A 22291-nucleotide genomic window follows, 5' to 3' on the forward strand; every position below is an offset into this window, starting at 1 on the left:
CCGCCTTTCTTCCAGAAGCGTGATTACGCCTTGTTCGATGTTGTGTTTGTAGTTAAGTTGTTTTTTATGCCGGGTGGGGCCGGGTGGGCCGGGTGCGGGTTCGGCGCGGCCCAGGGCGCGGTGTACGGCAGCGTCGGTGTCAGGGGCGGCAGCTCCGGGGCGTGCAGCTCCCAGCCGGTGGTGTCCACCCCCGCCCACGGGTCGACAGGTGTGGCGTGTTCCGGCGACGCGAGCGGCGGCACCGGCGTGGGCTCGGCGGACTCCCCCCAGGCGGGCCGGCGTGGCGGCGGTGGCGGGACGGCGGCGGAACCACTCCAGCGGGGCGCGGGCGCCTCGACCCGGGTCGGGTCCGGGGTCGTCTCCACCCGTGTGGGATCCGGCGTGCTCGCGGCCTGGGCGGCGTTCTCGACCTTCGTGGGGTCCGGGGCGGTGGTGGCCCGGGGCGGCTGCGGCGCGAGGTCGATCCGGGTCGGATCCGGCCGGCGCCCGGTCCGGGGAGTGGGTACGGGCGTGGTGCGGCCCGGAACCGGTGCCGATCCCCGAGCCCGGGTGACCGGTGCGGGCGATCCTGCCCCGGCGGTCGGTGCCTCGGCCGTGTCACTCGGCGTCCCGGCGGGAGCGTCGCCGGTCGCCGCGTCGCTGGTCGCCGCGTCGGCGGGCGGGTGCGGGGTGGCGTCGTCGAGTAGGGCGGTGCCGGCAGGGTCCGCGTGGCTCCCCGCCGGTTCGGCTCGTTCGTCCTGCCGCGCGGCTTCGGCCCGCGCCGTCGGTTCGGCCTGCCCTGTCGGTTCGGCCTGTGTCGTCGGTTCGGCCCGCGCTGTCGGTTCGGCGGGGCCTGGGGAATCTGCCGCCGCTTCGGTCTGCGCCGTCGTCCCGGCCTGTGGTGCCGCGGTCGGCGCGGGCGTGGACTGCGGGTCGAGGGTCGAGGTCGCCGGACTCTGGGCGGTCGGGACGTCCGGCGGCGAGTCGTCGGAGTGGTCGCCCGACGGCCGGTCACCGGGCTCGGCGCCGCGCGGCTGCTCGCCGGACGCGGCGGTCGGCCGGCGGTCGGGCGTACCGTCGTGCGGCCTGCTGTCGGCGTCGGACGAGCGGTCGACCGGTGCCCCGGCGGGGGTCCGGTCGGCGGCGGCGTCCGACGGCCGGTCGGCCGGTGCCCTGTCGGGGGTCCGGTCGTCGGCGGTCTCCGGCGTGACTGCGGACGGAGACGCCGGAGCCGAGGCGCCGGTGGCGTCCTCGGTGTCGACGGCGGTCGCCGGCTCGGTGACGGACGGCATCTCGGCCCCGTCGGCCGGCCGGCCCGCCGCCGGCTGCGGCTGCGGCATCGCGGCTATCTCCTCTCGCGCCCGTTGCGAGGTTAGTACCGTCCCGCCACCCACCACGAATCCCGCCCTCTCGCACCGGTGATCTAGTCCCCACGCCGGTGATCAAGGAGTTCGTGTCCGTCAGGAGCGCGGAACAGCACGCAAACTCCTTGATCAACGCGGCGGAGCCGGGCGCGGGCGGGTGGCGGCGGGGCGGAGGGCGGGGGAGGGCGGGGGCACCGCGTACGCTTGGGCATCATGAGTGCCCCGTCCACGACCCCGCGTCCCGCCGCCGCCAACTCGGTCTGGCCTCGGCTGGAGCCGTTGCTGCCGCAGGTGACAAAGCCCATCCAGTACGTGGGTGGAGAGCTGGGAGCGGTGGTCAAGGACTGGGACGCGGCCACCGTCCGCTGGGCGCTGATGTACCCGGACGCGTACGAGGTGGGTCTGCCCAACCAGGGCGTGCAGATCCTGTACGAGGTGCTCAACGAGCTGCCCGACGTGCTGGCCGAGCGCACCTACGCGGTCTGGCCCGACCTGGAGAAGCTGATGCGCGCCCACGGCGTGCCGCAGTTCACCGTCGACGCCCACCGTCCGGTGCGTGACTTCGACGTGTTCGGCGTCTCGTTCTCCACCGAGCTGGGCTACACCAACCTGCTCACCGCGATCGACCTGGCCGGCATCCCGCTGCTCGCCGCCGACCGCACCGACGCCGACCCGGTGATCGTGGCCGGCGGGCACGCCGCGTTCAACCCGGAGCCGATCGCCGACTTCGTCGACGCCGCGGTGCTCGGCGACGGCGAGGAGGCGGTGCTGGAGATCACCGCCATCGTCCGGGAGTGGAAGGCGGAGGGCTCCCCGGGCGGCCGGGACGAGCTGCTGCTGCGGCTGGCCCGCACCGAGAGCGTCTACGTGCCGCGCTTCTACGACGTCGACTACCTGCCGGACGGCCGGATCCAGCGGGTCGTGCCGAACCGCCCGGACGTGCCGTTCCGCGTGCACAAGCGCACGACGATGGACCTGGACGCCTGGCCGTACCCGAAGAAGCCCCTGGTCCCGCTCGCCGAGACCGTGCACGAGCGGTACGCGGTGGAGATCTTCCGCGGTTGCACCCGGGGCTGCCGGTTCTGCCAGGCCGGCATGATCACCCGACCGGTGCGGGAGCGCTCGATCACCACCGTCGGCCAGATGGTCAAGGAGGGGCTGGAGTTCTCCGGCTTCCACGAGGTGGGCCTGCTGTCGCTGTCGTCGGCCGACCACTCGGAGATCGGCGACATGTGCTCCGGCCTGGCCGAGCAGTACGCCGGCACCAACGTCTCGCTGTCGCTGCCGTCGACCCGGGTGGACGCGTTCAACATCGACCTGGCGCAGGAGCTGTCCCGCAACGGGCGGCGCACCGGTCTGACGTTCGCCCCGGAGGGCGGGTCGGAGCGGATCCGCAAGGTGATCAACAAGATGGTGTCGAAGGAAGACCTCATCCGCACCGTGGTCACCGCGTACTCCAACGGCTGGCGCCAGGTGAAGCTCTACTTCATGTGCGGCCTGCCCACCGAGACCGACGAGGACGTCCTGGAGATCGCCGACATGGCGCACGAGGTGATCCGGGCCGGCCGCGCGGCCACCGGATCCAAGGACATCCGCTGCACGGTCTCCATCGGCGGGTTCGTGCCGAAGCCGCACACCCCGTTCCAGTGGGCCTCGATGGAGCGGCCGGAGGTCATCGACGGCCGGCTCAAGCTGCTCAAGCAGGCGATCAACAGCGACCGGTCGCTGGGCCGGGCGATCGGCTTCCGCTACCACGACGGCGAGCCGTCGCTGATCGAGGGCCTGCTGTCCCGGGGTGACCGCCGGGTCGGCGCGGTGATCCGCAAGGTCTGGGAGAACGGCGGCCGGTTCGACGGCTGGAGCGAGCACTTCTCGTACCAGCGCTGGGTCGACGCCGCCGCCGAGGTGCTGCCGGCGTACGGCGTGGACCTCGACTGGTACACCACCCGGGAGCGCGAGGAGCTGGAGGTCCTGCCCTGGGACCACCTCGACTCCGGCCTGGACAAGGACTGGCTCTGGCAGGACTGGCAGGACTCGCTGTCGGAGTACGAGCAGGACGACTGCCGCTGGACGCCCTGCTTCGACTGCGGCGTCTGCCCGTCCATGGACACCGAGATCCAGATCGGCCCGACCGGCCGCAAGCTGCTGCCGCTCACCCCGGTCAACGGTCTCAAGCTGCCCGCCGCCGCCCAGGGCTGAGGCCGCCGGCACCCGACCGGAGCGCGGGCACCCCACCGGGTGCCCGCGCTCCGTCGTCTCTGCCGGTGGCCACCGCGCGACGCGGGGTGGGGGTGCCCCGACTGGTCCATCCTCGATACGCTGCGTCCGTAGTGGACCGGCCGGGGCCGGCAGCGGGGAGGACAGGCAGCATGGGCATCAATCCGCCGGACACCGGCGATCTGCACGTCAGCGTCGAGGACCTGGATGCGGCGGCCGAATACATCGAGCGCCTCAAGCAGTACGTCGAGGACACCATCTCCTGGGAGATGGAGCGCATCAAGCTGAACATGCAGGGCGACAGCAACAGCCCGCAGATCGTGGCCAACGGCACCCCGTTCGGCGCCTTCAGCGACGCCCGCCTGCAGTGGCAGGCGCTGGAACGCTCCACGGCCAACATGGAGAGCCACCTCAAGGGCCTCTCCGCGAAGCTGGCCGGCCTGAAGAAGGGCACCGAGGAGATCGCCAAGGCGTTCCGCGACGCCGAGGAGCGCAACGCCGCCAACGGCAAGGACATCGAACGGCTGCTGGAGTCGGCGGCGGAGCCGCCGGCCGCGGCAGAGCCGCCCACCTACCCGTACCCGGCCTGAGAGAGGAGACGGTCATGGCTGGAGCCACCTGGGAACGCTGTGTCCGCGAGGTGACGCTGTCAGCGGATCCGTACACCGTCGGCCTGGTCGGCTCGGGGTGGAGCAACCTCTCCACCGCTCTCGGTCACCTGCGCGACTCCCTCGCCGGCCGGTCGTTCGTCGGCCCGGTCGCGGCCGGCCAGGAGCGCCCGCACACCGGCGGCCTGCCCGGGATGCTCGCCGGCTGGAAGGGCAGCGGCGGCGACGCGTACCGCGAGCACCTGTCCGAGATCGGCAAGGACATCGAGGACCTGATCACGCACGCCAGCAACGTCAGCGGGGCGCTGTCGCGGATCGAGAGTGACATCCGCAAGACGGTGGCCAGCATCCCGATCCCGCTGATGGACAACTTCGGCTGGAACGAGTGGAGCCTGCCCGGCGGCACCGAGCTGGACGACGCGCGCGACGGTGAGAGCCAGTCCGGCTTCCTCGCCGCCCTGCGCAGCGACTTCCAGGCCAACCAGGCGCTGTACGCCGACGGCGCGTTCCGCGACAAGGCCGACGACCTCGAAGCCACCATGAAGATCGACGGCAACGCCAACGACCAGAAGCGTGGCGGCTGGTGGGACACCAAGTCGCACCTCGACAACTGGTACAACGACAACCAGAAGGCGGCCAACGCGGCGATGTCGCCGCTTCCCGCCGCGGTGGATGCCGAGCGTCCCAAGCTGGCCGTACCCCGTCCCACCCGGGAAGAGCTGGACGACGGCTACCGGGGGGACCCGCGGGTCCCCCCGACGGGTGTGCCCGGCGGTGGCCTGCCGGGCGGCGGCGGGATGCCGGGCGGCGGGATGCCCGGAGGCGGCGGTGGCGGCCCGATGCCGTCGATCGGCAGCACCGGCATCGGTGGCGGCACGCCCGGTGGTGGTTCGTACACGCCGCCCCCCGGTGGGCCCGGCAGCGGCGTCCCCGGCGGCGGTTCCTACACCCCGCCGACCATCGGCGGGCCTCCCGAGCTCGGTGGTGCCCCGGGCTCGGGCACCCCGGAGTACGGCAGCGGCCTGGCGGGCGCGGGCGGGCCCGGCACGGTCACCGCGGGCGGACCGGCCACGCTCGGTCTCGGCGGGGGCGGTGGCGTGGGCGGACTGAGCGCTGGTGGCGGCGGCTTCGGTGGCGGTGGCGGCGGCGCCGGTCTGGGTTCGGCCGGTGGGATCGGCGGCGGTGGGATCGGTGCGGCCGGCGGCCTGGCCATGGGCGGCCTGCCCGGCATGGTCGGTGGCGGTAACGGCAAGGTTCCGCCGCTGACCAGCGCGGCCAGCGCGCTGAAGGCCGCGGCCGGAGCGGGACCGGGCGGCGCGGCCGGTACGCGTGGCGGGATGGCCGGCGCCGGGATGATGGGCGGCGGAATGATGGGCGGTCACGGCGGCGCCGGTCACGGGGGTGACGCGGCAGGGCACTCGTCGTGGTTGACTGAGGACGACGATCCGTGGGGTGCCGGTGACGGTGCGTCCCCGGGCATCCTGCGATGAGGACGGACGGATGAAGGTGCACGTCGGCGCGCTCCGGCCGGTGGCGGCCGGTCTGCTTGCCGGACTGATGCTGCTGGGCGCCGCCCAGCCGGCGGTCGCCGCTCCGCGCCGTGCCGAGCAGTGGTATCTGGACGAGCTGCGGATCGACAGGGCACATCAGATCTCCACCGGGCGGGGCGTCGTCGTCGGCGTGCTGGACACCGGTGTCGACGCCGGGCACCCCGACATGCGGGGTCAGCTCCTGGCCGGGGGCAGCACCCGCGGCTCGGGCGACGGCCGGAGCGACCCGGACGGCCACGGCACCCACATGGCCGGGATCATCGCGGCCAACGGCGCCGGGGTGGTCGGCATCGCGCCCGACGCCCGGATCCTGCCCATCCGCAAGCCCGTCGGCGCGGCGGCCACCCCGGACGACTCCGCGACCGGCATCCGGATGGCAGTCGACGGCGGGGCGAAGGTGCTCAACCTGTCGTACGGCGGCGGTGGGGCCGTGGACGAGGGCGAGGCAGCCGCGATCCGGTACGCGCTGGAGCGCGACGTGGTCGTGGTGGCCGCCGCCGGCAACATCCGGCAGTCCGGCCCGGACGTCGCCTCACCCGCAAACATTCCCGGCGTGATCGCGGTGACCGGCACGGTCCGGGGTGGAGGCTTCTGGTCCGGATCGGCCCAGGGCCCGGAGGCGGTGATCGCCGCACCCGGCGACGAGGTCTACAACATCGGCCCGGACCGGGGCTACGGCTGGGGGGACGGCACCTCCGACGCCGCCGCCATCGTCTCCGGCGTCGCGGCGCTGATCCGGTCGAAGCACCGCGACCTCTCCGCGCCCGACGTGATCAACCGGATCATCCGCACCGCCCGGGACGCCGGCCCTCCCGGCCGGGATCCCCGGTTCGGCTTCGGCCGGATCGACCCGGTCGCGGCGCTCACCGCCGACGTGCCGTCGGTGTCGGCGAACCCACTGCTCGGGGACGCCGCGCCGAGCGCGTCCGCGCCACCGGCCGCCGCCGAGGACGACAACTTCGACGTGACGAAGTACGGCGACCGGGGCGGCCCCACCGACCAGCAGGTGATGGTGATCGGCATCGGCATCGCCGTGGCGCTCGTCGTGCTGCTGGCGCTCGTGGTGTTCCTGATCTGGAACCGCCGCCGTCACCGGCGCGAACTGGCCCGGGCCGGCTCGATCCCGGACGAGGAACTGGACCGGATGAACGGGCAGGGCCCGCCGGTGCCCGCCGGTCACGTGACCGCCCAGCCGCCCGGCTACGGCCCGCCCGGCGCCTACCCGCAGCCGGGCGGACACCCCCAGCCCGGTGCGTACCCGCCGCCCGGCACGGGCACCTACCCGCCCCACGGTCAGGCCCACCACACTCCACCCGGCCGGAGCCCGTACGCCCCACCCGGTGACGACAACCGTTCCTGACCCACCGCGGGTACGGATCCCGCACAACACCCCTCACCGTCCCCGGACAGCCGTCCCCGCACGCCCGCGCCCGGGGTGGGGTGGGCTGGGGCGAGGGTGGGGCGAGTTTGGGTGGGTATGGGGTGGGTGGGGTGGCCCCGGGTGTGGGGCGCGGTGAGCGCTGCGTCAGGATGAGACCGATACGCAGGCACAGCCGAGGAGCTCACGATCGCCAGAAAGCCTCAACCCGAGGGCGGCCAGGCCCCCGTCGTCCAGCGGGTCCGTATCCGGTACGCCAAGCGTGGGCCGCTGCGGTTCACCTCGCACCGGGACTTCGCCCGGGCCTTCGAGCGCGCGCTGCGCCGGGCCGGCGTGCCGATCGCCTTCTCCCAGGGCTTCACCCCACATCCGAAGATCTCGTACGCCTCGGCCGCCCCGACGGGCGTGGCGAGTGAGGCCGAATACCTGGAGATCGGGCTCCGTGAGCCCGTCGACCCGGCGCGGCTGCGCGAGGCCCTCGACGCCGCGCTCTCGCCCGGCCTCGACGTACTCGACGCGGTGGAGGCCACCGGCGGCAGCCTGGCCGACCGGATCGAGGCGTCGTACTGGCGTATCGAGCTGCCCGAGGTCGACCCGAAGGTGCTGGCGGAGGCCGTGGCGGCCTTCACCGCCGCCGAGGAGATCCAGGTCGAGCGGATGACCAAGCAGGGGCGGCGTACGTTCGACGCCCGCGCGGCAGTGGCGTCGATCGATGTCGTGGCTCCGGCTGAGACGCCTTCCGGGGCGGCGGCCGTACCGTGTGCGATACTCGAACTGGTCGTGCGGCAGGTCACCCCGTCCGTTCGGCCCGATGACGTCCTGTCCGGCCTCCGCGCGGTGGCCGCCCTGGAGCCGCCGGTCACCCCGAAGGTGATCCGGCTGGCGCAGGGCACGTTGACCGCGCAGGGCGAGATCGTCGATCCGTTGGACGCGGATCGCGACGGGGCAACCATCGGAGAGCGCTGACCGTCGGTCAACGCTCTGGCAGGCAGACTTCGGCGGTCGCGCGTCTGCGCGCCCGGCGGAAACACCTTTGCGGCAACCCTGCGTGGCAGCGCTCACCCGCGCCCGGGGCGGCCAGAACTGGAGAACGTCCATGCTCGAGAACGAGCCCGAGGGCGGCGAACGGACCGGCGCGCAGCCGGCCGGGACGACCGCCGACAGTGCCACCACCACCGCCTCCGGCGGCGCCGCGAGCGCGGCCTCCGCCGGTGCCGAGGGTGCCGCCTCCGGCAGCGCCGACGGCGCTGTCGCGGAGGGCGTGGCCGAGACCAAGCCGCCGGCCCGCAAGCGGGCCAGCCGCCGCAAGGCCGCCCCGTTGAACCAGCCGGAGCAGACCGACGCGCCGGTCGAGGCGTCCACGACGGTGACCGGCAGCGGCGAGTCGCCGCAGGCCGAGGTGTTCGCGCCGGTGGCCGGCGAGTTGGACACCGCGCCGAAGACCACCCGGCGGCGTCGTAAGGCGACACCGGCGAAGGCGGTCGAGGAGCCGGTGGCCGCGGCCGGGGTGGAGGCCGCCTCGGAGGAGGTCGTGCCGCCGGTCAAGGTGACCCGGACCCGCCGTCGCAAGGCCACGCCGCCGGCCGCCGAGACCGTGGCGCCGGACGAGACCGCCGCTGGGCAGGCGCCCGCGGACGCGGTGATCGACGGGCCGGTCTCCGCGCCCGGTGGCGACCTGATCGCCGAGGGACGCGCCGACATCGACGGCGGCGAGGCCGGCGTCGACCGGCCCGCCACGGGCGAGGCCGTCGGCGGGGAGGCCGCCGCGGCTGCCGGGCAGCCCACCACCGGCCGGCGCACCACCCGCAGCCGCAAGGCGAGCACCCGCGGTACGGTGAGCACCGAGGGCACGGCGAGCACGGCCGCCATCAGCGGCACGGCCGCCATCGGCGAGCCCGTCGAGGACGAGGACGCCGAGGGCGAGACCACGAGCGCCGCGTCGACGCGTACCCAGGAGGTCGACCTGGCTCGCGGCGGCGGCCCGGCGGACGCGACGGGCGTGGTGTCGACGGGCGCCGCGGTGCCGCGTGCGGACGAGGAGCCGGCGGAGACGCCGCCTGCCACCGGCCGCCGGCGTCGTGCCGCGCTCTCCGCGCCGACCGTCCTGTTCATGGCGCCGCAGCCCGACGAGGCGCCGGCCGTCCAGGTGACCTACCCGGCCGCTGAGGAGCCGATCGAGGAAGCGGTCGAGACCACCCGGCGCCGCCGTCGTGGCCGCCGTGAGGTCGAGCCGGTCGAGGCCGAGGTCGAGCCGGAGGCCGTCGAGGAGGAGCCGGTCACCGAGGCCGAGGAGTCCGCCGAGGCGGACGAGGCGGACGAGGACGACGAGACGGCCGCGGCCCGGCGTCGCCGCCGCCGGGGCCGCCGTGGTCGCGGCCGGGGCAAGGGCGGCGCGGACGAGGCCGACGACGAGGATGTCGACGAGTCCGGCGCGGCCGAGACCGCCGAGGGTGAGGCCGAGGAGCCCGCGGAGGACGAGGAGGCCGAGGGCGAGGGGATGACCCGTCGCCGTCGCCGTCGCCGCCGCCGGGGCGCCGGGGAGGCGGACACCGCCGCCGAGGACGGCGTGCCGACCGTGGTCAAGATCCGCGAGCCGCGCAAGCCGGTCGACGAGGTGCAGGGTGTCTCCGGCTCGACCCGGCTGGAGGCCAAGCGGCAGCGCCGCCGGGACGGCCGCGAGCAGCGGCGTACGCGGCCGCCGATCCTGAGCGAGTCGGAGTTCCTGGCCCGCCGCGAGGCGGTCGACCGGGTGATGGTGGTCCGCCAGCGCGGTGACCGTACCCAGATCGCCGTGCTCGAGGACGGCGTGCTGGTCGAGCACTACGTCACGCGCAACTCGTCCGGCACCATGGCCGGCAACGTCTACCTGGGCAAGGTCCAGAACGTCCTGCCGAGCATGGAGGCGGCCTTCGTCGACATCGGGCGCGGACGCAACGCGGTCCTGTACGCCGGTGAGGTCAACTGGGACGCCACCGGCCTGGAGGGCCGGGCCCGCTCGATCGAGCAGGCGCTGCGCTCCGGTGACTCGGTGCTGGTGCAGGTCACCAAGGACCCGATCGGGCACAAGGGCGCGCGGCTGACCAGCCACATCGCGCTCTCCGGCCGGCACCTGGTCTACGTGCCGAACGGCAACGCCTCGGGGATCAGCCGCAAGCTGCCCGACACCGAGCGCAAGCGGCTGCGCGACGTGCTGAAGAAGCTGGTGCCGGACGGCGCCGGGGTGATCGTCCGGACCGCAGCCGAGGGCGCCAGCGAGGACGAGCTGGCACGCGACGTCAAGCGGCTGCAGGCGCAGTGGGAGGACATCCAGGCCAAGGCGACCGAGGGTGGCGCGCCGGTGCTGCTCTACGAGGAGCCGGACCTGGTCATCCGCGTGGTCCGGGATCTCTTCAACGAGGACTTCCGCGAGCTGGTCATCGAGGGCGAGTCCGCGTACGGCATGGTCGAGTCGTACCTGTCGCACGTCTCCCCGGACCTGGTGGAGCGGCTGCGCCGGCACGCCGGGGTGGTGGACGTGTTCGCCGAGTACCGGATCGACGAGCAGATCCTCAAGGGGCTGGACCGGAAGGTCTTCCTCCCCTCCGGCGGCTCGCTGGTGATCGACCGCACCGAGGCGATGACTGTCATCGACGTCAACACCGGCAAGTACACCGGCTCCGGGGGCAACCTGGAGGAGACGGTCACCCGCAACAACCTGGAGGCGGCCGAGGAGATCGTGCGCCAGCTGCGGCTGCGCGACATCGGCGGCATCGTGGTGATCGACTTCATCGACATGGTGCTGGAGTCGAACCGGGAACTGGTGCTGCGCCGGCTCACCGAGTGCCTCGGCCGGGACCGCACCAAGCACCAGGTCACCGAGATCACCTCGCTCGGCCTGGTGCAGATGACCCGCAAGCGCATCGGTGCGGGCCTGCTGGAGGCGTTCAGCGAGACCTGCGAGTGCTGCAAGGGCCGGGGCGTGATCATTCACACGGAGCCGGTGCCGGAGAAGCCGCGCGGCGGTGCGGGGGAGAAGGTCAAGGCGGTCGCCTCGGCGGTCGCCGCGCCGGCCGAGGAGAAGGGCCGCCGCCGGGGTCGCAAGACCGCCGCGGCGGAGGCCGCGCCGGAGCAGCCGGCCGCGTCGCCGCAGGCCGCCGACGAGGCACCGGCCGTCCCGGCCGCTCCGGAGCGGACCGTCGCCCCGGAGCGGACCGTCGCCGAGGTGGTCGAGAACGACGACGACTACTACGACACCCAGGGCTACGACCTCTCCCGGTTCGAGACGGACACGCCCGCCGCCCCGGCGGTCGCGGACAGCCAGGAGGGCGACTCGGCCCGGCTGGCCGCCGCCGACGACCCGGACGCGATCGGTGACGGCGACAACGACGACGACAGCGGTGCCCCCCGCCGGCGGGCGCGACGCGGCGGCGCCCGGCGGCGTACCCGGCCGTGAGGCCCTGACCTGCTCGAACAGGACCCCCGAATCCGCGCGCTATGGGCGGATTCGGGGGTTCTGTCGTGTCCGTCGGCCGGCCGTGAGGACGCGGACCGCGGGCCCGGTTTGGGGGGCGGGCCGGGTATGCCGTACGCTTGCCTGCGGCGCACTTTGGTGTGCTGAGTTCCCGCGTGCCCGCGCTGCCGGTGTCACGGCTCCCGGCGAGACGCCGTGGGAACGACCGTGAACGGTGTGACAGCCGACAGCGGTGGAATAGACGCCAGTAGCCTCAACGACAGGGAGTCCGCCTCCGATGTACGCGATCGTCAAGACCGGCGGCAAGCAGTACAAGGTCGCCGAGGGCGACGTGATCGAGGTCGAGAAGCTCGCCGGTGCCCCCGGCGACGCGGTGAAGCTCACCGCGGTGCTCCTCGTCGACGGTGACGACCTGGTGACCGACGCGGCGAAGCTCGCCAAGGTCGCGGTGTCCGGCGAGATCGCCGCGCACACCAAGGGCCCGAAGATCCGGATCCACAAGTTCAAGAACAAGACCGGCTACCACAAGCGCCAGGGTCACCGCCAGCCGCTGACCCAGGTCAAGGTGACCGGCATCTCCAGCGGGAAGTAGGTCGTCCTCCAATGGCTCACAAAAAGGGTGCGTCCAGCTCGCGTAACGGCCGTGACTCCGCGGCCCAGCGGCTCGGCGTGAAGCGCTTCGGTGGTCAGGTCGTCAGCGCGGGTGAGATCCTCATCCGTCAGCGTGGCACCAAGTTCCACCCCGGTGACCTGGTCGGCCGTGGCGGCGACGACACGCTGTTCGCGCTGGCCGCCGGTTCGGTGCAGTTCGGCACCAAGCGCGGTCGCAAGACCGTCAGCATCGTGCCGCAGCAGTAGTTCTCAAAGCGTTGCGGGCCGCGGACCTCGAGTCCCGGCCCGCTTCGCTTTTCCCCGTGCGGGGCGGACCCCGCTGGAAGGATTGGCGTCGTGACGACGTTCGTTGACCGGGTCGTCCTGCACATGCAGGCCGGCGACGGCGGGCACGGCTGTGTCTCGATCCACCGGGAGAAGTTCAAGCCGTTCGGCGGGCCCGACGGCGGTAACGGCGGCCACGGCGGCAGCGTGTCGCTGGTGGTCGACCCGCAGGTCACCACGCTGCTCGACTTCCATTTCCGGCCGCACCTCAAGGCCGAGAACGGCAAGGGCGGCGCCGGCTCGAACCGGGACGGCGCCAACGGCCGCGACCTGCTCATCAAGGTGCCGAACGGCACAGTGGTGCAGAGCCTCGACGGCGAGGTGCTGGCCGACCTGGTCGGCGTCGGCACCACGTTCGAGGCGGCCCGGGGTGGCCGGGGCGGGCGCGGCAACGCCTCGCTGGCCAACGCCCGCCGCAAGGCGCCCGGCTTCGCCGAGCTGGGTGAGCCCGGCGACCGGCTGGACGTCGTGCTGGAGCTCAAGAGCGTCGCCGACGTGGGCCTGGTCGGCTTTCCGTCCGCCGGCAAGTCGTCGCTGATCTCGGTGATCTCGGCGGCCAAGCCGAAGATCGCCGACTACCCGTTCACCACGCTGGTGCCGAACCTGGGCGTGGTCCGGGTGGACAACCACACCTTCACCGTCGCCGACGTGCCCGGCCTGATCCCGGGCGCGGCCACCGGCAAGGGCCTGGGCCTGGAGTTCCTCCGCCACGTCGAGCGCTGTGCCGTGCTGGTGCACGTGATCGACACCGCGACGCTGGAGCCCGGCCGCGACCCGCTCGCCGACATCGACGCCATCGAGTCCGAGCTGTCCCAGTACGGCGGGCTCGCCGACCGGCCCCGGCTGGTCGCGCTCAACAAGGTCGACGTGCCGGACGGCAAGGACCTCGCCGACATCGTCCGCCCCGACCTGGAGGCGCGCGGCCTGCGCGTGTTCGACGTCTCCACCGCCACCCGGGAGGGCCTGCGCGAGCTGACGTACGCGATGGCGGAGCTGGTCGACCAGGGCCGCCGCGCCGCCCCGCCGGCCGAGCCGACCCGGATCGTGATCCGCCCGAAGGCGGTCGACGACGCCGGCTTCACCATCGAGGCCGAGGACGACGGCTCGTACACGGTGCGCGGCAGCCGCCCGGAGCGCTGGGTGAAGCAGACCAACTTCGACAACGACGAGGCGGTGGGTTACCTGGCCGACCGGCTGGCCCGCCTCGGCGTCGAGGAGAAGCTCGCCAAGGCCGGCGCCCAGGCCGGCGACCTGGTGCGCATCGGCGACCGGGAGTTCGACTGGCAGCCGACGCTCTACGCCGGTGTCGACTTCGTACCCGGTAACCGGGGCACCGACGTCCGGCTGGAGGAGAAGTCGAACCGTCCGTCGGCGTCCGACCGGCTGGCGGCCCGCAAGGCCCGCCGGGTCCGGCCGGAGGACGAGATCGAGGCCGCGTCCGCCGCGGAAGCGGACGCCGAGTAGCCGTTTGCGGGTCGGTGGCGGGAAACCTGCGCGAAATCCGGCCGATCTAGCGTACGGACATGTTGATCGAGTCCCGTCCCGTCACCGATCCGGAGATCGCCGCGCTCGTCGTCGCCCAGCAGCGTGAGCTGCGCGACGCGGACGGCGGCCTGGACGGGCAGGTCACAGTCGTGCACACCGACATCCACTACCTGGCCGCTGTCGTCGGCGGCCGGGCGGTCGGCTGCGGCGGACTCCAGGCGCTCGACGCCGGCACCGGCGAGCTGAAGCGGATGTACGTGCGGCCGGCGTACCGGGGGCGGGGCATTGCCCGGCAGCTGCTCGTGGCGCTGGAGGAACTGGCGTTCCGGCAGGGTCACCGCACGGTGTGCCTGGAGACGGGCACCTACCTGCCGGCCGCGATCGGGCTCTACCGGTCCAGCGGTTACGAGCCGATCCCGGTCTACGGCGAGTACGTGGACAACCCGTACAGCGTCTGCTTCGCCAAGCGGCTGCCGGTCGCGGCCTGACGCTCAGGCGCTGGTCTGCGCGTGCGGCGCGGTGACCGGCTTGGACTCCGGGCTGGCGTGCTGGCGCAGCACGATGCTGAGCAGGATCAGCACGCCGACGGCGAGGAACTCGCTCTGCCAGTTCTGCATGGACTGGAACCAGAAGTCGCTGGTGCCGAGGAACTGCCAGGCGCTGATCGGGGCGGCGTCGCTCTCCAGCGCCTGCTCCTGGTTGTAGGCGGCCACGCCGCCGAACAGGTGCCCCAGGAACGCGCCCCCGAAGATCATCAGGAGTGCGATGGCGAGGCTGTTGCGGTAGACCACGAGCGGCAGCCCGCCCACGCGTACCGGCCACGGCGCGTGCGGGCCGGCGTGGTCGCGGTTGTCCTCCGGCCGGTCCGTCTGGTCCACCGGCTTCGACTCGGCCGAGCCCTTCTGCACCAGGTACGCGGTGAGCAGCACGTAGCCGCCCATCTGGAGGAACTCCGACTCCCAGTTCTCGAACACCGCCTCGGCGAAGTGCCCGGTGCCCAGATAGGCCCACCAGCTCAGCGGCTCGGCGCCGTACCGGCTCAGTTCCTCGTTGTGCACCTGCCAGCCGAACACGCTCTGCAGCAGCAGGAAGACGAGGAACGCGCCGAGCATGGCCACCGAGAGCATGTTGTCGCGCAACCACCGTGGCATCGCCGAACCTCCTCGTCGCGGCCCTCCTGCCCCCGGCCGTACCCGGGCAAACGCCGGCCCAGCGTGTCGCGCCTGGTCAGGGGCGGTCGAACGGGGCCTCGACCGGGCTTCCGGTGCCCAGATTGTCGTTGAGCAGCAGGCCGGCGGCGAGCATGCCGAAGCCGAGGAACAGGTGCAGCCAGTTGTCGGCGTCGTTCACCGGCACGAAGTTCGCGGCGGTGTCCCTGTCGACGGCGAAGCCGTACAGCCACAGCACCAGGTAGAGCGCGCCGCCACCGGCCAGGAACACCCGCGCCCCGGCCAGCCGCCGGGCCATCACCAGCCCGACCAGCCCGAACAGCAGGTGCAGCAGGTTGTGCAGCACCGACACCTGGAACACCCCGAGCAGCTTCGCCTCGGAGTGGTGCCCGGCGAACGTCAACTCGCCGTAGTGGGTGGTGATGCCGGGCACGAAGCCCAGCACGCCGATGAGCGCGAAGAGGGCCGCCGCCGCGAGGGCGACCTTCTGCACCGCAGGCCGGGCGGGCGCGTGTTCGCGCAGGTCACGTGCCATCCCTGTCACCCCCGTGGGACGCGTCGCCGCCCGGGCGGGCAGGCATCCCATTCTCTGACCGGGGCGGGCCGGTCCCGCAGAGAATTCACGAATCAGGCATGGAGCCGTCGACCTGGGGTAGGGCGATTGTCACGCGGAAACGATCCGCGTACCCCCCGAAGACAACCGCTGGGAAACACACGAGCGGAAGGGACACCATGACTCAGGATCTTTCCCCCAGTTCGGCCACGTACCAGTCGACGAACGGTGGTGGCGGCGTACGTGACCAGGCCCGCCAGGTCGGCTCCGACGCCGCGAACGCGGGCGGCGCTGTCGCGCAGACCGCCAAGGAGCAGGGCCGGGAGGTGGTGGGCGAGGCCAAGCGGCAGGCCCGCGACCTTTACGGCGAGACCCGCAGCCAGGTCACCGCCCAGGCCGGCCAGCAGCAGCAGCGCGCCGCCAGCGGGCTGCGCTCGCTCGCCGACGAGATGCGCACCATGGCGCAGCAGGGCGGCGGCTCCGGGCCGGTCACCGAGCTGGCCCACCAGGCGGCCGAGCGGGTGCACGGCGTGGCCGGCTGGCTGGAGCAGCGCGAGCCGGGCGACCTGCTCAACGAGGTGAAGAGCTACGCCCGCCGCAACCCCGGCACGTTCCTCGTCGGCGCGGCGCTGCTCGGCGTGGTCGCCGGGCGGCTCACCCGCAACATCGCCGCGATCGGCGACGACAGCACGGCGCGGCCGGCGTACGACCCGGATCGCACCGCCGTCATCCCGACCGCGCGCGAGGTGCCGGGCCAGGTGCCGCCGGGCGGCTACCTCGACCCGACGCCGGGCAGCTACGCCGAGCCGGACCCGGGCTACTCCGCGCCGGGCGCGACCTACCCGGCCGGCGGCGCCCCGAACACCTGGGCCGACCCGGCGGGTGGCACCGGTCAGCCGCTGCCGCCGCCGGAGCGCACCGACCCGCTGCCTGGTGTCCCGTCCACCGGTGCTCCCCGCCCGTGACCGGCCGCACCGGCAGAAGGGAGGCGACGGCATGACCGTACCCACGCAGGACCCCGGCTATCAGGCGGCGGGCGCACCGCCCCACGCCGACGAGGTGCGCGGCAGCTCGCTCGGTGACCTGATGCGTCAGGTCACCACCGACCTGTCCACGCTGATGCGCCAGGAGGTCGAGCTCGCCAAGGCCGAGATCCGCCAGGAGGGCAAGAAGGCGGGCAAGGCCGCCGGACTGTTCGGCGGCGCCGGCTTCGGCGGCTACATGGTGGCGCTCTTCGTCTCGATCGCGATCTGGCAGTTCCTCGACAACGTCATGGACTCCGGGCTGGCCGCGCTGATCGTGGCCGTGATCTGGGCCGCTGTCGCGGCGGTCCTGTACTCGATGGGCAAGAAGAACGCCGAGCGGATCCGCGGCCTGAAGCAGACGAACGACAGCGTGCAGCGCATCCCCGACGCGCTCAAGCCGCACCCGGAGGGAGTCACCCGATGAGCACCGATCCCGAGCAGATCCGCCGTGAGATCGAAGCCACTCGCAACAACCTCAGCTCGGACGTGGACGCCCTGGCGTACAAGGTCAGCCCGAGCCGCATCGTCGACGACCGCAAGCAGCGCGTACGCAGCGCGCTGACGAACGTGAAGGACAAGGTGATGGGAACCGCTTCGGACCTCGGCCACAGCACCGGCCACGCCGCCCACTCGGTGGGCGACCACGCCTCCTCGATGGCCTCCACGGTGGGCGACAAGGCGCAGTCCGCCGCCGCCACGGTGAGTGACGCCGCCCACCGGGCGCCGCAGGTGGTGCGGCGCAAGTCCGAGGGCAACCCGATCGCCGCCGGCGTGATCGCCTTCGGCGTCGGCATGCTGGTCTCCTCGCTGATTCCGGCCACCCGCCGCGAGCAGCAGGTCGCCGCGCAGGTCAAGGAGAAGGCGGCCGAGCACGGTGGCGTGGTCAAGGAGAAGCTTGGCGAGGTCGCCGGTGAGCTGAAGGAGGAGCTGCGCGAGCCCGCGCAGCACGCCGCCGAGTCGGTGAAGGCGACCGCGCAGGACGCCGCGTACGCGGTCAAGGACGACGGCCGCGCCGCCGCGCAGGACGTCCGGCACAGCGCCGAGCAGGTGCGGTCCTGAAGTCCGCGCCCTCGGTAAGGAAGGGCCCCTTTTTATCGCCTGGGCGATAAAAAGGGGCCCTTCCTTACACCTCGGCGCGCAGCGGCGGGGGCAGTGCCCCGGCCTGCACCCAGAGCACCAGATCGTCGGGGCGGCGCCGCGTCATCCGCCGGCGCAGGGCCCGTGTGGGGTTGGCCGCCGTCCGCAGCCGGGCGCCCGCGTAGGGCACCCCGCCGCGCAGCCGCCGGCCCACCGCCAGCCAGGCGCACAGGCCGCGCTCCAGCACCCAGGCGGGCGCGGCGAGGCTGGTGTGCGCCGGGAAGACCCGGGCGCCGCCGGCCCGTCGCCGGCCCAGCTCCGCCACCGCGACCGTCGCCAGCCCGGCCCGCAGCAGCAGCCCGGGCCGGCGGGCGGCGATCGCGACCGCCGTCGCCGGCAGCACCGCGAGCGCGGCCAGCAGCCACACCGGCCGGGCCGTCTCGTCGTACGCCTGGCGCACCCGCTGCCCGAGGAAGTGCGCGGCGGAGGGCGGTAGCCGCCGCACGTACAGCCAGGCCGGGGTGGCGGTGCTGCCGCCGTACGCCCGCACGGTCCGGGCCAGCTCCAGGTTTTCGAAGAGCACGTCGGGGTCGTAGCCGCCCATCGCCAGGAACGTGCTCCGCCGCACTCCCAGGGTGCCCGGCCAGTCGCCGCCGAACACGCGGGCCAGCAGCGTCCGGCCGGTGTCCCACCAGGCGTGCCAGGGCAGCGGGTCGAAGTGGTTCTGCGGCCGGACCAGGTCCACCCCGTCCAGCATCTGGTGCACCGCGGACAGCGCGGCCCGGTCGTACCGGACGTCGTCGTCGGCGATCACCACGTGCTCGTGCCGGGCCAGCGCGACGCCGGTGAGCACGCCGAGCACCTTGCCGTTGCGCCCGCGCAGCGCCGGGTCCGGCGGCACGTGCCGCACGAGCCCGCGCCAGGCGGCGGCGTGCCGGGCGAACAGCTCCGGCGCCGATCCGTCGACCACCACCACGTCGACAGACCGGCTCAGCTCGCGCAGGTACCCGGTCAGCTCGTCCAGGCCGCTGTCGTCGTGGGCGCGCAGCGGCAGGACGTACGCCATCGGAAGCCGGACCGGCGCGGACGCGGCGCCCTCGTCGCGGTGCGCGGCGGTCGGTCGGGTCACGTCGCCTCCCTCGTGTCGGGTGACGCGACTTGCCCGGAATGCGGTCGCTGAAACCGTTTCGGGCGTGCTGCGTCGGGTAGCGCAGCCGGATACGGACGGACCGAGTCGGAAGGAGACGTGATGCCCAGCAACGCGACGAGATGGGCGCTGGCCGGCGCCGCCGCCGTGACGGCGCTCGGAGTCACCCGGACGGTGGCGCGGCGGCGGCACCGGCACCAGCCCGACCGGGAGGACGGCTGGTACGTGGTGCACCGGGGGATCACCGTGAACCGGCCGGTCGACGAGGTGATCGGCTTCTGGACCGACCGGGAACGGCTCGACCGGGGGCTGGCCGAGTGGGCCACGCTGGAGCAGCTCGACGCGAACCGGTGGCGCTGCGTGGCGGCCGACCCGGCCGGCGGCGGCACCGAGTGGCGGGCCGAGATCACCGTCGACGGGCCGGGCCGGCTGAGCTGGCGGGTCACCGACGGGCCGGTCGCCCAGCGCGGCCGGGTCGAGCTGGTCGCCGCCCCGCAGGACCGGGGCACCGAGATCCGGGCCGAGCTGCGGTGGCGCTCCGGGCCGATCCGGCGGGCGGTCGGCCTGGCCGGCGGCGACGACCCGGACCTGGGGCTGCGTACCGCGCTGCGCCGGATCAAGTCGCTGATCGAGACCGGGCAGGTGCTGGACACCCGGCACGACCCGTCCGGGCGCAACCCCCGGCAGGAACGGGCGACGGACAAGGTACGCGAGAGGCTGACGGCGGGAGGACGACCGTGAGGGCGCTGTGCTGGGAGGGCGTGGGCAAGCTGGCAGTGCGGGACGTGCCGGAGCCGACCATCAGGTCCGGCGGCGACATCATCGTCAAGGTGCGCGCGAGCAGTGTCTGCGGCTCCGACCTGCACCTGATCAATGGTTACCTGCCGGCCATGCGCGAGGGCGACATCCTCGGCCACGAGTTCATGGGCGAGGTGGTCGAGACCGGCCCGGACGTGCGGCGGATCTCCGTCGGTGACCGGGTGGTGGTCGGATCCGTGGTGGCCTGCGGCTCGTGCTGGTACTGCCGCACCGAGCAGTTCTCGCTCTGCGACAACTCCAACCCGCAGCCGGTCTTCACCGAGAAGCTGTGGGGCCACTCGCCCGCCGGCATCCTCGGCTACTCGCACGCGGCGGGCGGCTACTCCGGCAGCCACGCCGAGTACATCCGGGTGCCGTTCGGCGACGTCGGCGCGTTCACGGTGCCGGACGGGGTGCCGGACGACTCGGTCGTCTTCGCCTCCGACGCGATGCCGACCGGCTGGATGGCCGCCGACTTCTGCGACCTCAAGGGCGGCGAGGTGGTGGCCGTCTGGGGCGCCGGCGGCGTCGGCCAGATGGCCGCCCGGTCCGCGCAGATCCTCGGCGCCGAGCGCGTCGTGGTCATCGACCGGCTGCCGGAACGGCTCGCCACCGCCGCGCAGCGGCTCGGCGTGGAGACGATCAACTACGCCGAGACCGACGTGCTGGAGGCGCTGCGGGAGATGACCGCCGGGCGCGGCCCGGACGCCTGCATCGAGGCCGTCGGCATGGAGTCGCACGACGTCGGCCCGGCGTACGCGTACGACAAGGCCAAGCAGACGGTACGCGCGCAGACCGACCGGCCCACCTCGGTCCGTCAGGCGATCATGGCGGCTCGCAAGGGCGGCACGGTGAGCATCGTCGGCGTGTACGGCGGCCTGGTGGACAAGTTCCCGCTCGGCGCGGCCATGAACAAGGCACTGGTGCTGCGGATGGGGCAGATGCACGCCCAGCGCTACATCCCGATGCTGCTGGACCGGATCGCGGCCGGCGAGATCGACCCCGGCTACCTGGCGACCCACCCGATGTCGCTGGAACAGGGCGCCCGGGGCTACGAGATCTTCGAGAAGAAGGAGGACGGCTGCCTGCGTAGCGTGCTGCACCCGCAGGCCGCCTGACCGAGTGAGGGGTGCGACCCTTCAGCGCAGCGGGCGTACCCCGTCGGCCGAGTGTGCGCCGTCGGCCGGGCGTACCCCGTCGAGCACCAGCCCGGCGGGCGGCAACGCCGGCATCGAACCGAGGTCGAGCGCCAGGTCCTGGGGCGGTACGCGGTAGCTCATCGCCCCGGTCAGGTTCGTCACGGCCCGCTTCATCAGCTCGATGGTGATCCACTCACCGGCGCAGCGGTGGCCGGTGAAGTGGTCACCGCCGCCCTGCGGGATCAGGCCGAACGGGTCGTCCCGCCAGCCGGTGAAGCGCTCCGGGCGGAACCGCTCCGGCTCCGGCCAGATGTCGGGGTGGTGGTTCGTGCCGTACAGGTCGAGCAGCACGCGCCGGCCCTGCGGGAACGCGTACCCCCGCCACTGGAACGAGCGGCGTACCCGGGCCGCGGCGACCGGGAAGAACGGGTAGTAGCGGCGTACCTCCTGCACGAACCGCTCGGTCGCGGCGGCGTCGCCGGGTAGCCGGTCCCGCCAGTGCGGGTGGTCGTGCAGCGCCAGCGCGGCGAAGACCACGTACCGGTCCACCGCGACGGTGGGGCGCAGCACGTTGAGCAGCTCCACGGCGGCGATCCGGCGGGGCAGCGGCACACCCCGTTCGTCCCGGTGCCCGGCCACCACCGCCAGCGCGCTGCCCTCCGGGGCGGGCACCGCGCCCGCGCGTACCCGCTCGATCAGCTCGCCGGCCCAGCGTTGCGCGTGGCGGCGGCCGAGCCGCCCGCGCCAGTGCCGGGGGCCCAGCGCGGCCGGTGACTCGATCATCGCGTGCATCTCGGCGGTCCGGCGCGGCACGTCGGCCTCGGCCAGCGGCACCCCGGCCCAGGCCCAGACCGTACGGGTCAGGATCCGGCCCACCTCGTCGTAGAGCACCACCGGCCCGCCCCGCGCCCAGACCGGGATCCGGGCCCGCCACTGCTCGTCGAAGATCTCCCCGAGACGGCGGATCGCGGCCGGCGTCATGATCGACATGAACATCGCCTTGCGGACCCGGTGCGCCTCGCCGTCGAGGCCCTGCACACCACCGACGCCGGTGAGCGTGCGCTGCCCGCGCATCGGCATCGCGCCGCGCCGGACGAACCGCTCCTCGTCGTAGAACAACTCGGCGGCCTCCCGGCCGCGCAGGCAGATCGTCGGCTCCAGCAGCAGCCGGGTCTGGAAGACATCGGTGCCGAGGCGGTCGCAGCGGGCGCCGACGAAGCGGTAGCCCTCACGGAGGAACGCGAGCGTGCTGTCCGGGCTCCGGTCGCTCGGCATGGTGCTCATCTCAGCTGCTCCTGACGCGGTTCGGCGGCCCTGCCTACCTACCCGGGCCGGCGCGGCCGAACCCTCCATTCCAGCAGCTCCGGCCCGTTGAGGGAGGGGCCGGCGACACGGACGCGTGCTGGCCCCTCCCCG

Annotated in this window: 20 protein-coding genes; 15 read left to right on the forward strand and 5 right to left on the reverse strand. The window is 73.5% G+C overall.

Annotated elements, in window-relative coordinates; genetic code table 11:
* Positions 1–23: 23 nt before the first annotated feature.
* A complete protein-coding gene (locus AB0D28_RS21900; RefSeq protein WP_357388409.1) occupies positions 24–1319 on the reverse strand; it encodes a hypothetical protein in 1296 nt (431 codons plus the stop codon).
* 237 nt (positions 1320–1556) lie between these two features.
* Between AB0D28_RS21900 and AB0D28_RS21905 the strand changes: the two genes are divergently transcribed.
* From AB0D28_RS21905 to AB0D28_RS21950, 10 genes are all read left to right on the forward strand, one after another.
* Positions 1557–3542 carry a TIGR03960 family B12-binding radical SAM protein gene (locus tag AB0D28_RS21905; protein WP_043328969.1) on the forward strand — a complete coding sequence of 662 codons (1986 nt, stop codon included), beginning with the start codon at positions 1557–1559 and terminating at the stop codon, positions 3540–3542.
* 170 nt (positions 3543–3712) lie between these two features.
* Entirely contained in the window at positions 3713–4150 is a 438-nt protein-coding gene (locus AB0D28_RS21910; protein WP_357388411.1) for a hypothetical protein, read from the forward strand.
* Between the two features lie 14 nt (positions 4151–4164).
* Positions 4165–5658 (forward strand): hypothetical protein, encoded by a 1494-nt coding sequence (locus tag AB0D28_RS21915; RefSeq protein WP_357388413.1) that lies wholly within the window; start codon positions 4165–4167, stop codon positions 5656–5658.
* 10 nt (positions 5659–5668) lie between these two features.
* The gene (gene mycP / locus AB0D28_RS21920; protein WP_357388415.1) at positions 5669–7078 is read left to right on the forward strand and encodes a type VII secretion-associated serine protease mycosin; all 1410 of its coding nucleotides are present in this window, start codon (positions 5669–5671) and stop codon (positions 7076–7078) included.
* Positions 7079–7342: 264 nt separating this feature from the next.
* A complete protein-coding gene (locus AB0D28_RS21925) occupies positions 7343–8062 on the forward strand; it encodes a TIGR03936 family radical SAM-associated protein (RefSeq protein WP_357388519.1) in 720 nt (239 codons plus the stop codon).
* 130 nt (positions 8063–8192) lie between these two features.
* Complete coding sequence (locus AB0D28_RS21930) at positions 8193–11528, forward strand: Rne/Rng family ribonuclease (protein WP_357388417.1); 3336 nt, start codon at positions 8193–8195, stop codon at positions 11526–11528.
* A gap of 295 nt (positions 11529–11823) precedes the next feature.
* Positions 11824–12138: a 50S ribosomal protein L21 gene (rplU, locus tag AB0D28_RS21935; RefSeq protein WP_018787289.1), complete on the forward strand. Its 315-nt coding sequence runs from the start codon at positions 11824–11826 to the stop codon at positions 12136–12138.
* Positions 12139–12149: 11 nt separating this feature from the next.
* Positions 12150–12404: a 50S ribosomal protein L27 gene (rpmA, locus tag AB0D28_RS21940; RefSeq protein ID WP_013288010.1), complete on the forward strand. Its 255-nt coding sequence runs from the start codon at positions 12150–12152 to the stop codon at positions 12402–12404.
* 90 nt (positions 12405–12494) lie between these two features.
* Positions 12495–13946 (forward strand): GTPase ObgE, encoded by a 1452-nt coding sequence (obgE, locus tag AB0D28_RS21945; RefSeq protein ID WP_357388419.1) that lies wholly within the window; start codon positions 12495–12497, stop codon positions 13944–13946.
* A gap of 59 nt (positions 13947–14005) precedes the next feature.
* Entirely contained in the window at positions 14006–14455 is a 450-nt protein-coding gene (locus AB0D28_RS21950) for a GNAT family N-acetyltransferase (protein WP_357388421.1), read from the forward strand.
* Positions 14456–14458: 3 nt separating this feature from the next.
* Here AB0D28_RS21950 and AB0D28_RS21955 read toward each other — a convergent pair whose 3' ends face one another.
* On the reverse strand, positions 14459–15118 hold the full coding sequence (locus tag AB0D28_RS21955; protein ID WP_357388423.1) for a DUF6766 family protein: 660 nt from the start codon (positions 15116–15118) through the stop codon (positions 14459–14461).
* 76 nt (positions 15119–15194) lie between these two features.
* Positions 15195–15659 carry a DUF4383 domain-containing protein gene (locus AB0D28_RS21960; RefSeq protein WP_357388521.1) on the reverse strand — a complete coding sequence of 155 codons (465 nt, stop codon included), beginning with the start codon at positions 15657–15659 and terminating at the stop codon, positions 15195–15197.
* Positions 15660–15868: 209 nt separating this feature from the next.
* On the opposite strand from AB0D28_RS21960, the gene AB0D28_RS21965 reads away from it, so the two are divergent.
* From AB0D28_RS21965 to AB0D28_RS21975, 3 genes are read left to right on the forward strand one after another with little or no spacing between them, the layout of a single operon-like run.
* The gene (locus AB0D28_RS21965; protein WP_357388425.1) at positions 15869–16654 is read left to right on the forward strand and encodes a hypothetical protein; all 786 of its coding nucleotides are present in this window, start codon (positions 15869–15871) and stop codon (positions 16652–16654) included.
* Between the two features lie 31 nt (positions 16655–16685).
* Complete coding sequence (locus tag AB0D28_RS21970) at positions 16686–17138, forward strand: phage holin family protein (protein WP_018787295.1); 453 nt, start codon at positions 16686–16688, stop codon at positions 17136–17138.
* Positions 17135–17773 (forward strand): DUF3618 domain-containing protein, encoded by a 639-nt coding sequence (locus AB0D28_RS21975; protein ID WP_357388427.1) that lies wholly within the window; start codon positions 17135–17137, stop codon positions 17771–17773. The genes AB0D28_RS21970 and AB0D28_RS21975 overlap by 4 nt, the downstream gene beginning before the upstream one ends.
* Positions 17774–17837: 64 nt before the next feature.
* Here the strand turns inward: AB0D28_RS21975 and AB0D28_RS21980 are convergent, their stop codons facing one another.
* On the reverse strand, positions 17838–18920 hold the full coding sequence (locus AB0D28_RS21980) for a glycosyltransferase family 2 protein (RefSeq protein WP_357388429.1): 1083 nt from the start codon (positions 18918–18920) through the stop codon (positions 17838–17840).
* Between the two features lie 120 nt (positions 18921–19040).
* Between AB0D28_RS21980 and AB0D28_RS21985 the strand changes: the two genes are divergently transcribed.
* Positions 19041–19679 carry a cyclase gene (locus AB0D28_RS21985; RefSeq protein WP_357388431.1) on the forward strand — a complete coding sequence of 213 codons (639 nt, stop codon included), beginning with the start codon at positions 19041–19043 and terminating at the stop codon, positions 19677–19679.
* Positions 19676–20854 (forward strand): zinc-dependent alcohol dehydrogenase, encoded by a 1179-nt coding sequence (locus AB0D28_RS21990; RefSeq protein ID WP_357388433.1) that lies wholly within the window; start codon positions 19676–19678, stop codon positions 20852–20854. The genes AB0D28_RS21985 and AB0D28_RS21990 overlap by 4 nt, the downstream gene beginning before the upstream one ends.
* Before the next feature lie 21 nt (positions 20855–20875).
* On the opposite strand, the gene AB0D28_RS21995 is transcribed toward AB0D28_RS21990, so the two are convergent.
* Entirely contained in the window at positions 20876–22159 is a 1284-nt protein-coding gene (locus tag AB0D28_RS21995; RefSeq protein ID WP_357388435.1) for a cytochrome P450, read from the reverse strand.
* Between the last annotated feature and the right edge of the window lie 132 nt (positions 22160–22291).

The organism is Micromonospora sp. NPDC048169, assembly GCF_040652815.1.
GTDB lineage: Bacteria > Actinomycetota > Actinomycetes > Mycobacteriales > Micromonosporaceae > Micromonospora.

What these genes read in the sequence shown, in the direction of transcription:
- AB0D28_RS21900 (WP_357388409.1), bottom strand. Translation starts at nt 1,319, where the DNA reads ATGCCGCAGCCGCAGCCGGCGGCGGGCCGGCCGGCCGACGGGGCCGAG.
- AB0D28_RS21905 (WP_043328969.1), top strand. Translation starts at nt 1,557, where the DNA reads ATGAGTGCCCCGTCCACGACCCCGCGTCCCGCCGCCGCCAACTCGGTC.
- AB0D28_RS21910 (WP_357388411.1), top strand. Translation starts at nt 3,713, where the DNA reads ATGGGCATCAATCCGCCGGACACCGGCGATCTGCACGTCAGCGTCGAG.
- AB0D28_RS21915 (WP_357388413.1), top strand. Translation starts at nt 4,165, where the DNA reads ATGGCTGGAGCCACCTGGGAACGCTGTGTCCGCGAGGTGACGCTGTCA.
- mycP (WP_357388415.1), top strand. Translation starts at nt 5,669, where the DNA reads ATGAAGGTGCACGTCGGCGCGCTCCGGCCGGTGGCGGCCGGTCTGCTT.
- AB0D28_RS21930 (WP_357388417.1), top strand. Translation starts at nt 8,193, where the DNA reads ATGCTCGAGAACGAGCCCGAGGGCGGCGAACGGACCGGCGCGCAGCCG.
- rplU (WP_018787289.1), top strand. Translation starts at nt 11,824, where the DNA reads ATGTACGCGATCGTCAAGACCGGCGGCAAGCAGTACAAGGTCGCCGAG.
- rpmA (WP_013288010.1), top strand. Translation starts at nt 12,150, where the DNA reads ATGGCTCACAAAAAGGGTGCGTCCAGCTCGCGTAACGGCCGTGACTCC.
- AB0D28_RS21950 (WP_357388421.1), top strand. Translation starts at nt 14,006, where the DNA reads ATGTTGATCGAGTCCCGTCCCGTCACCGATCCGGAGATCGCCGCGCTC.
- AB0D28_RS21955 (WP_357388423.1), bottom strand. Translation starts at nt 15,118, where the DNA reads ATGCCACGGTGGTTGCGCGACAACATGCTCTCGGTGGCCATGCTCGGC.
- AB0D28_RS21965 (WP_357388425.1), top strand. Translation starts at nt 15,869, where the DNA reads ATGACTCAGGATCTTTCCCCCAGTTCGGCCACGTACCAGTCGACGAAC.
- AB0D28_RS21970 (WP_018787295.1), top strand. Translation starts at nt 16,686, where the DNA reads ATGACCGTACCCACGCAGGACCCCGGCTATCAGGCGGCGGGCGCACCG.
- AB0D28_RS21975 (WP_357388427.1), top strand. Translation starts at nt 17,135, where the DNA reads ATGAGCACCGATCCCGAGCAGATCCGCCGTGAGATCGAAGCCACTCGC.
- AB0D28_RS21985 (WP_357388431.1), top strand. Translation starts at nt 19,041, where the DNA reads ATGCCCAGCAACGCGACGAGATGGGCGCTGGCCGGCGCCGCCGCCGTG.
- AB0D28_RS21995 (WP_357388435.1), bottom strand. Translation starts at nt 22,159, where the DNA reads ATGAGCACCATGCCGAGCGACCGGAGCCCGGACAGCACGCTCGCGTTC.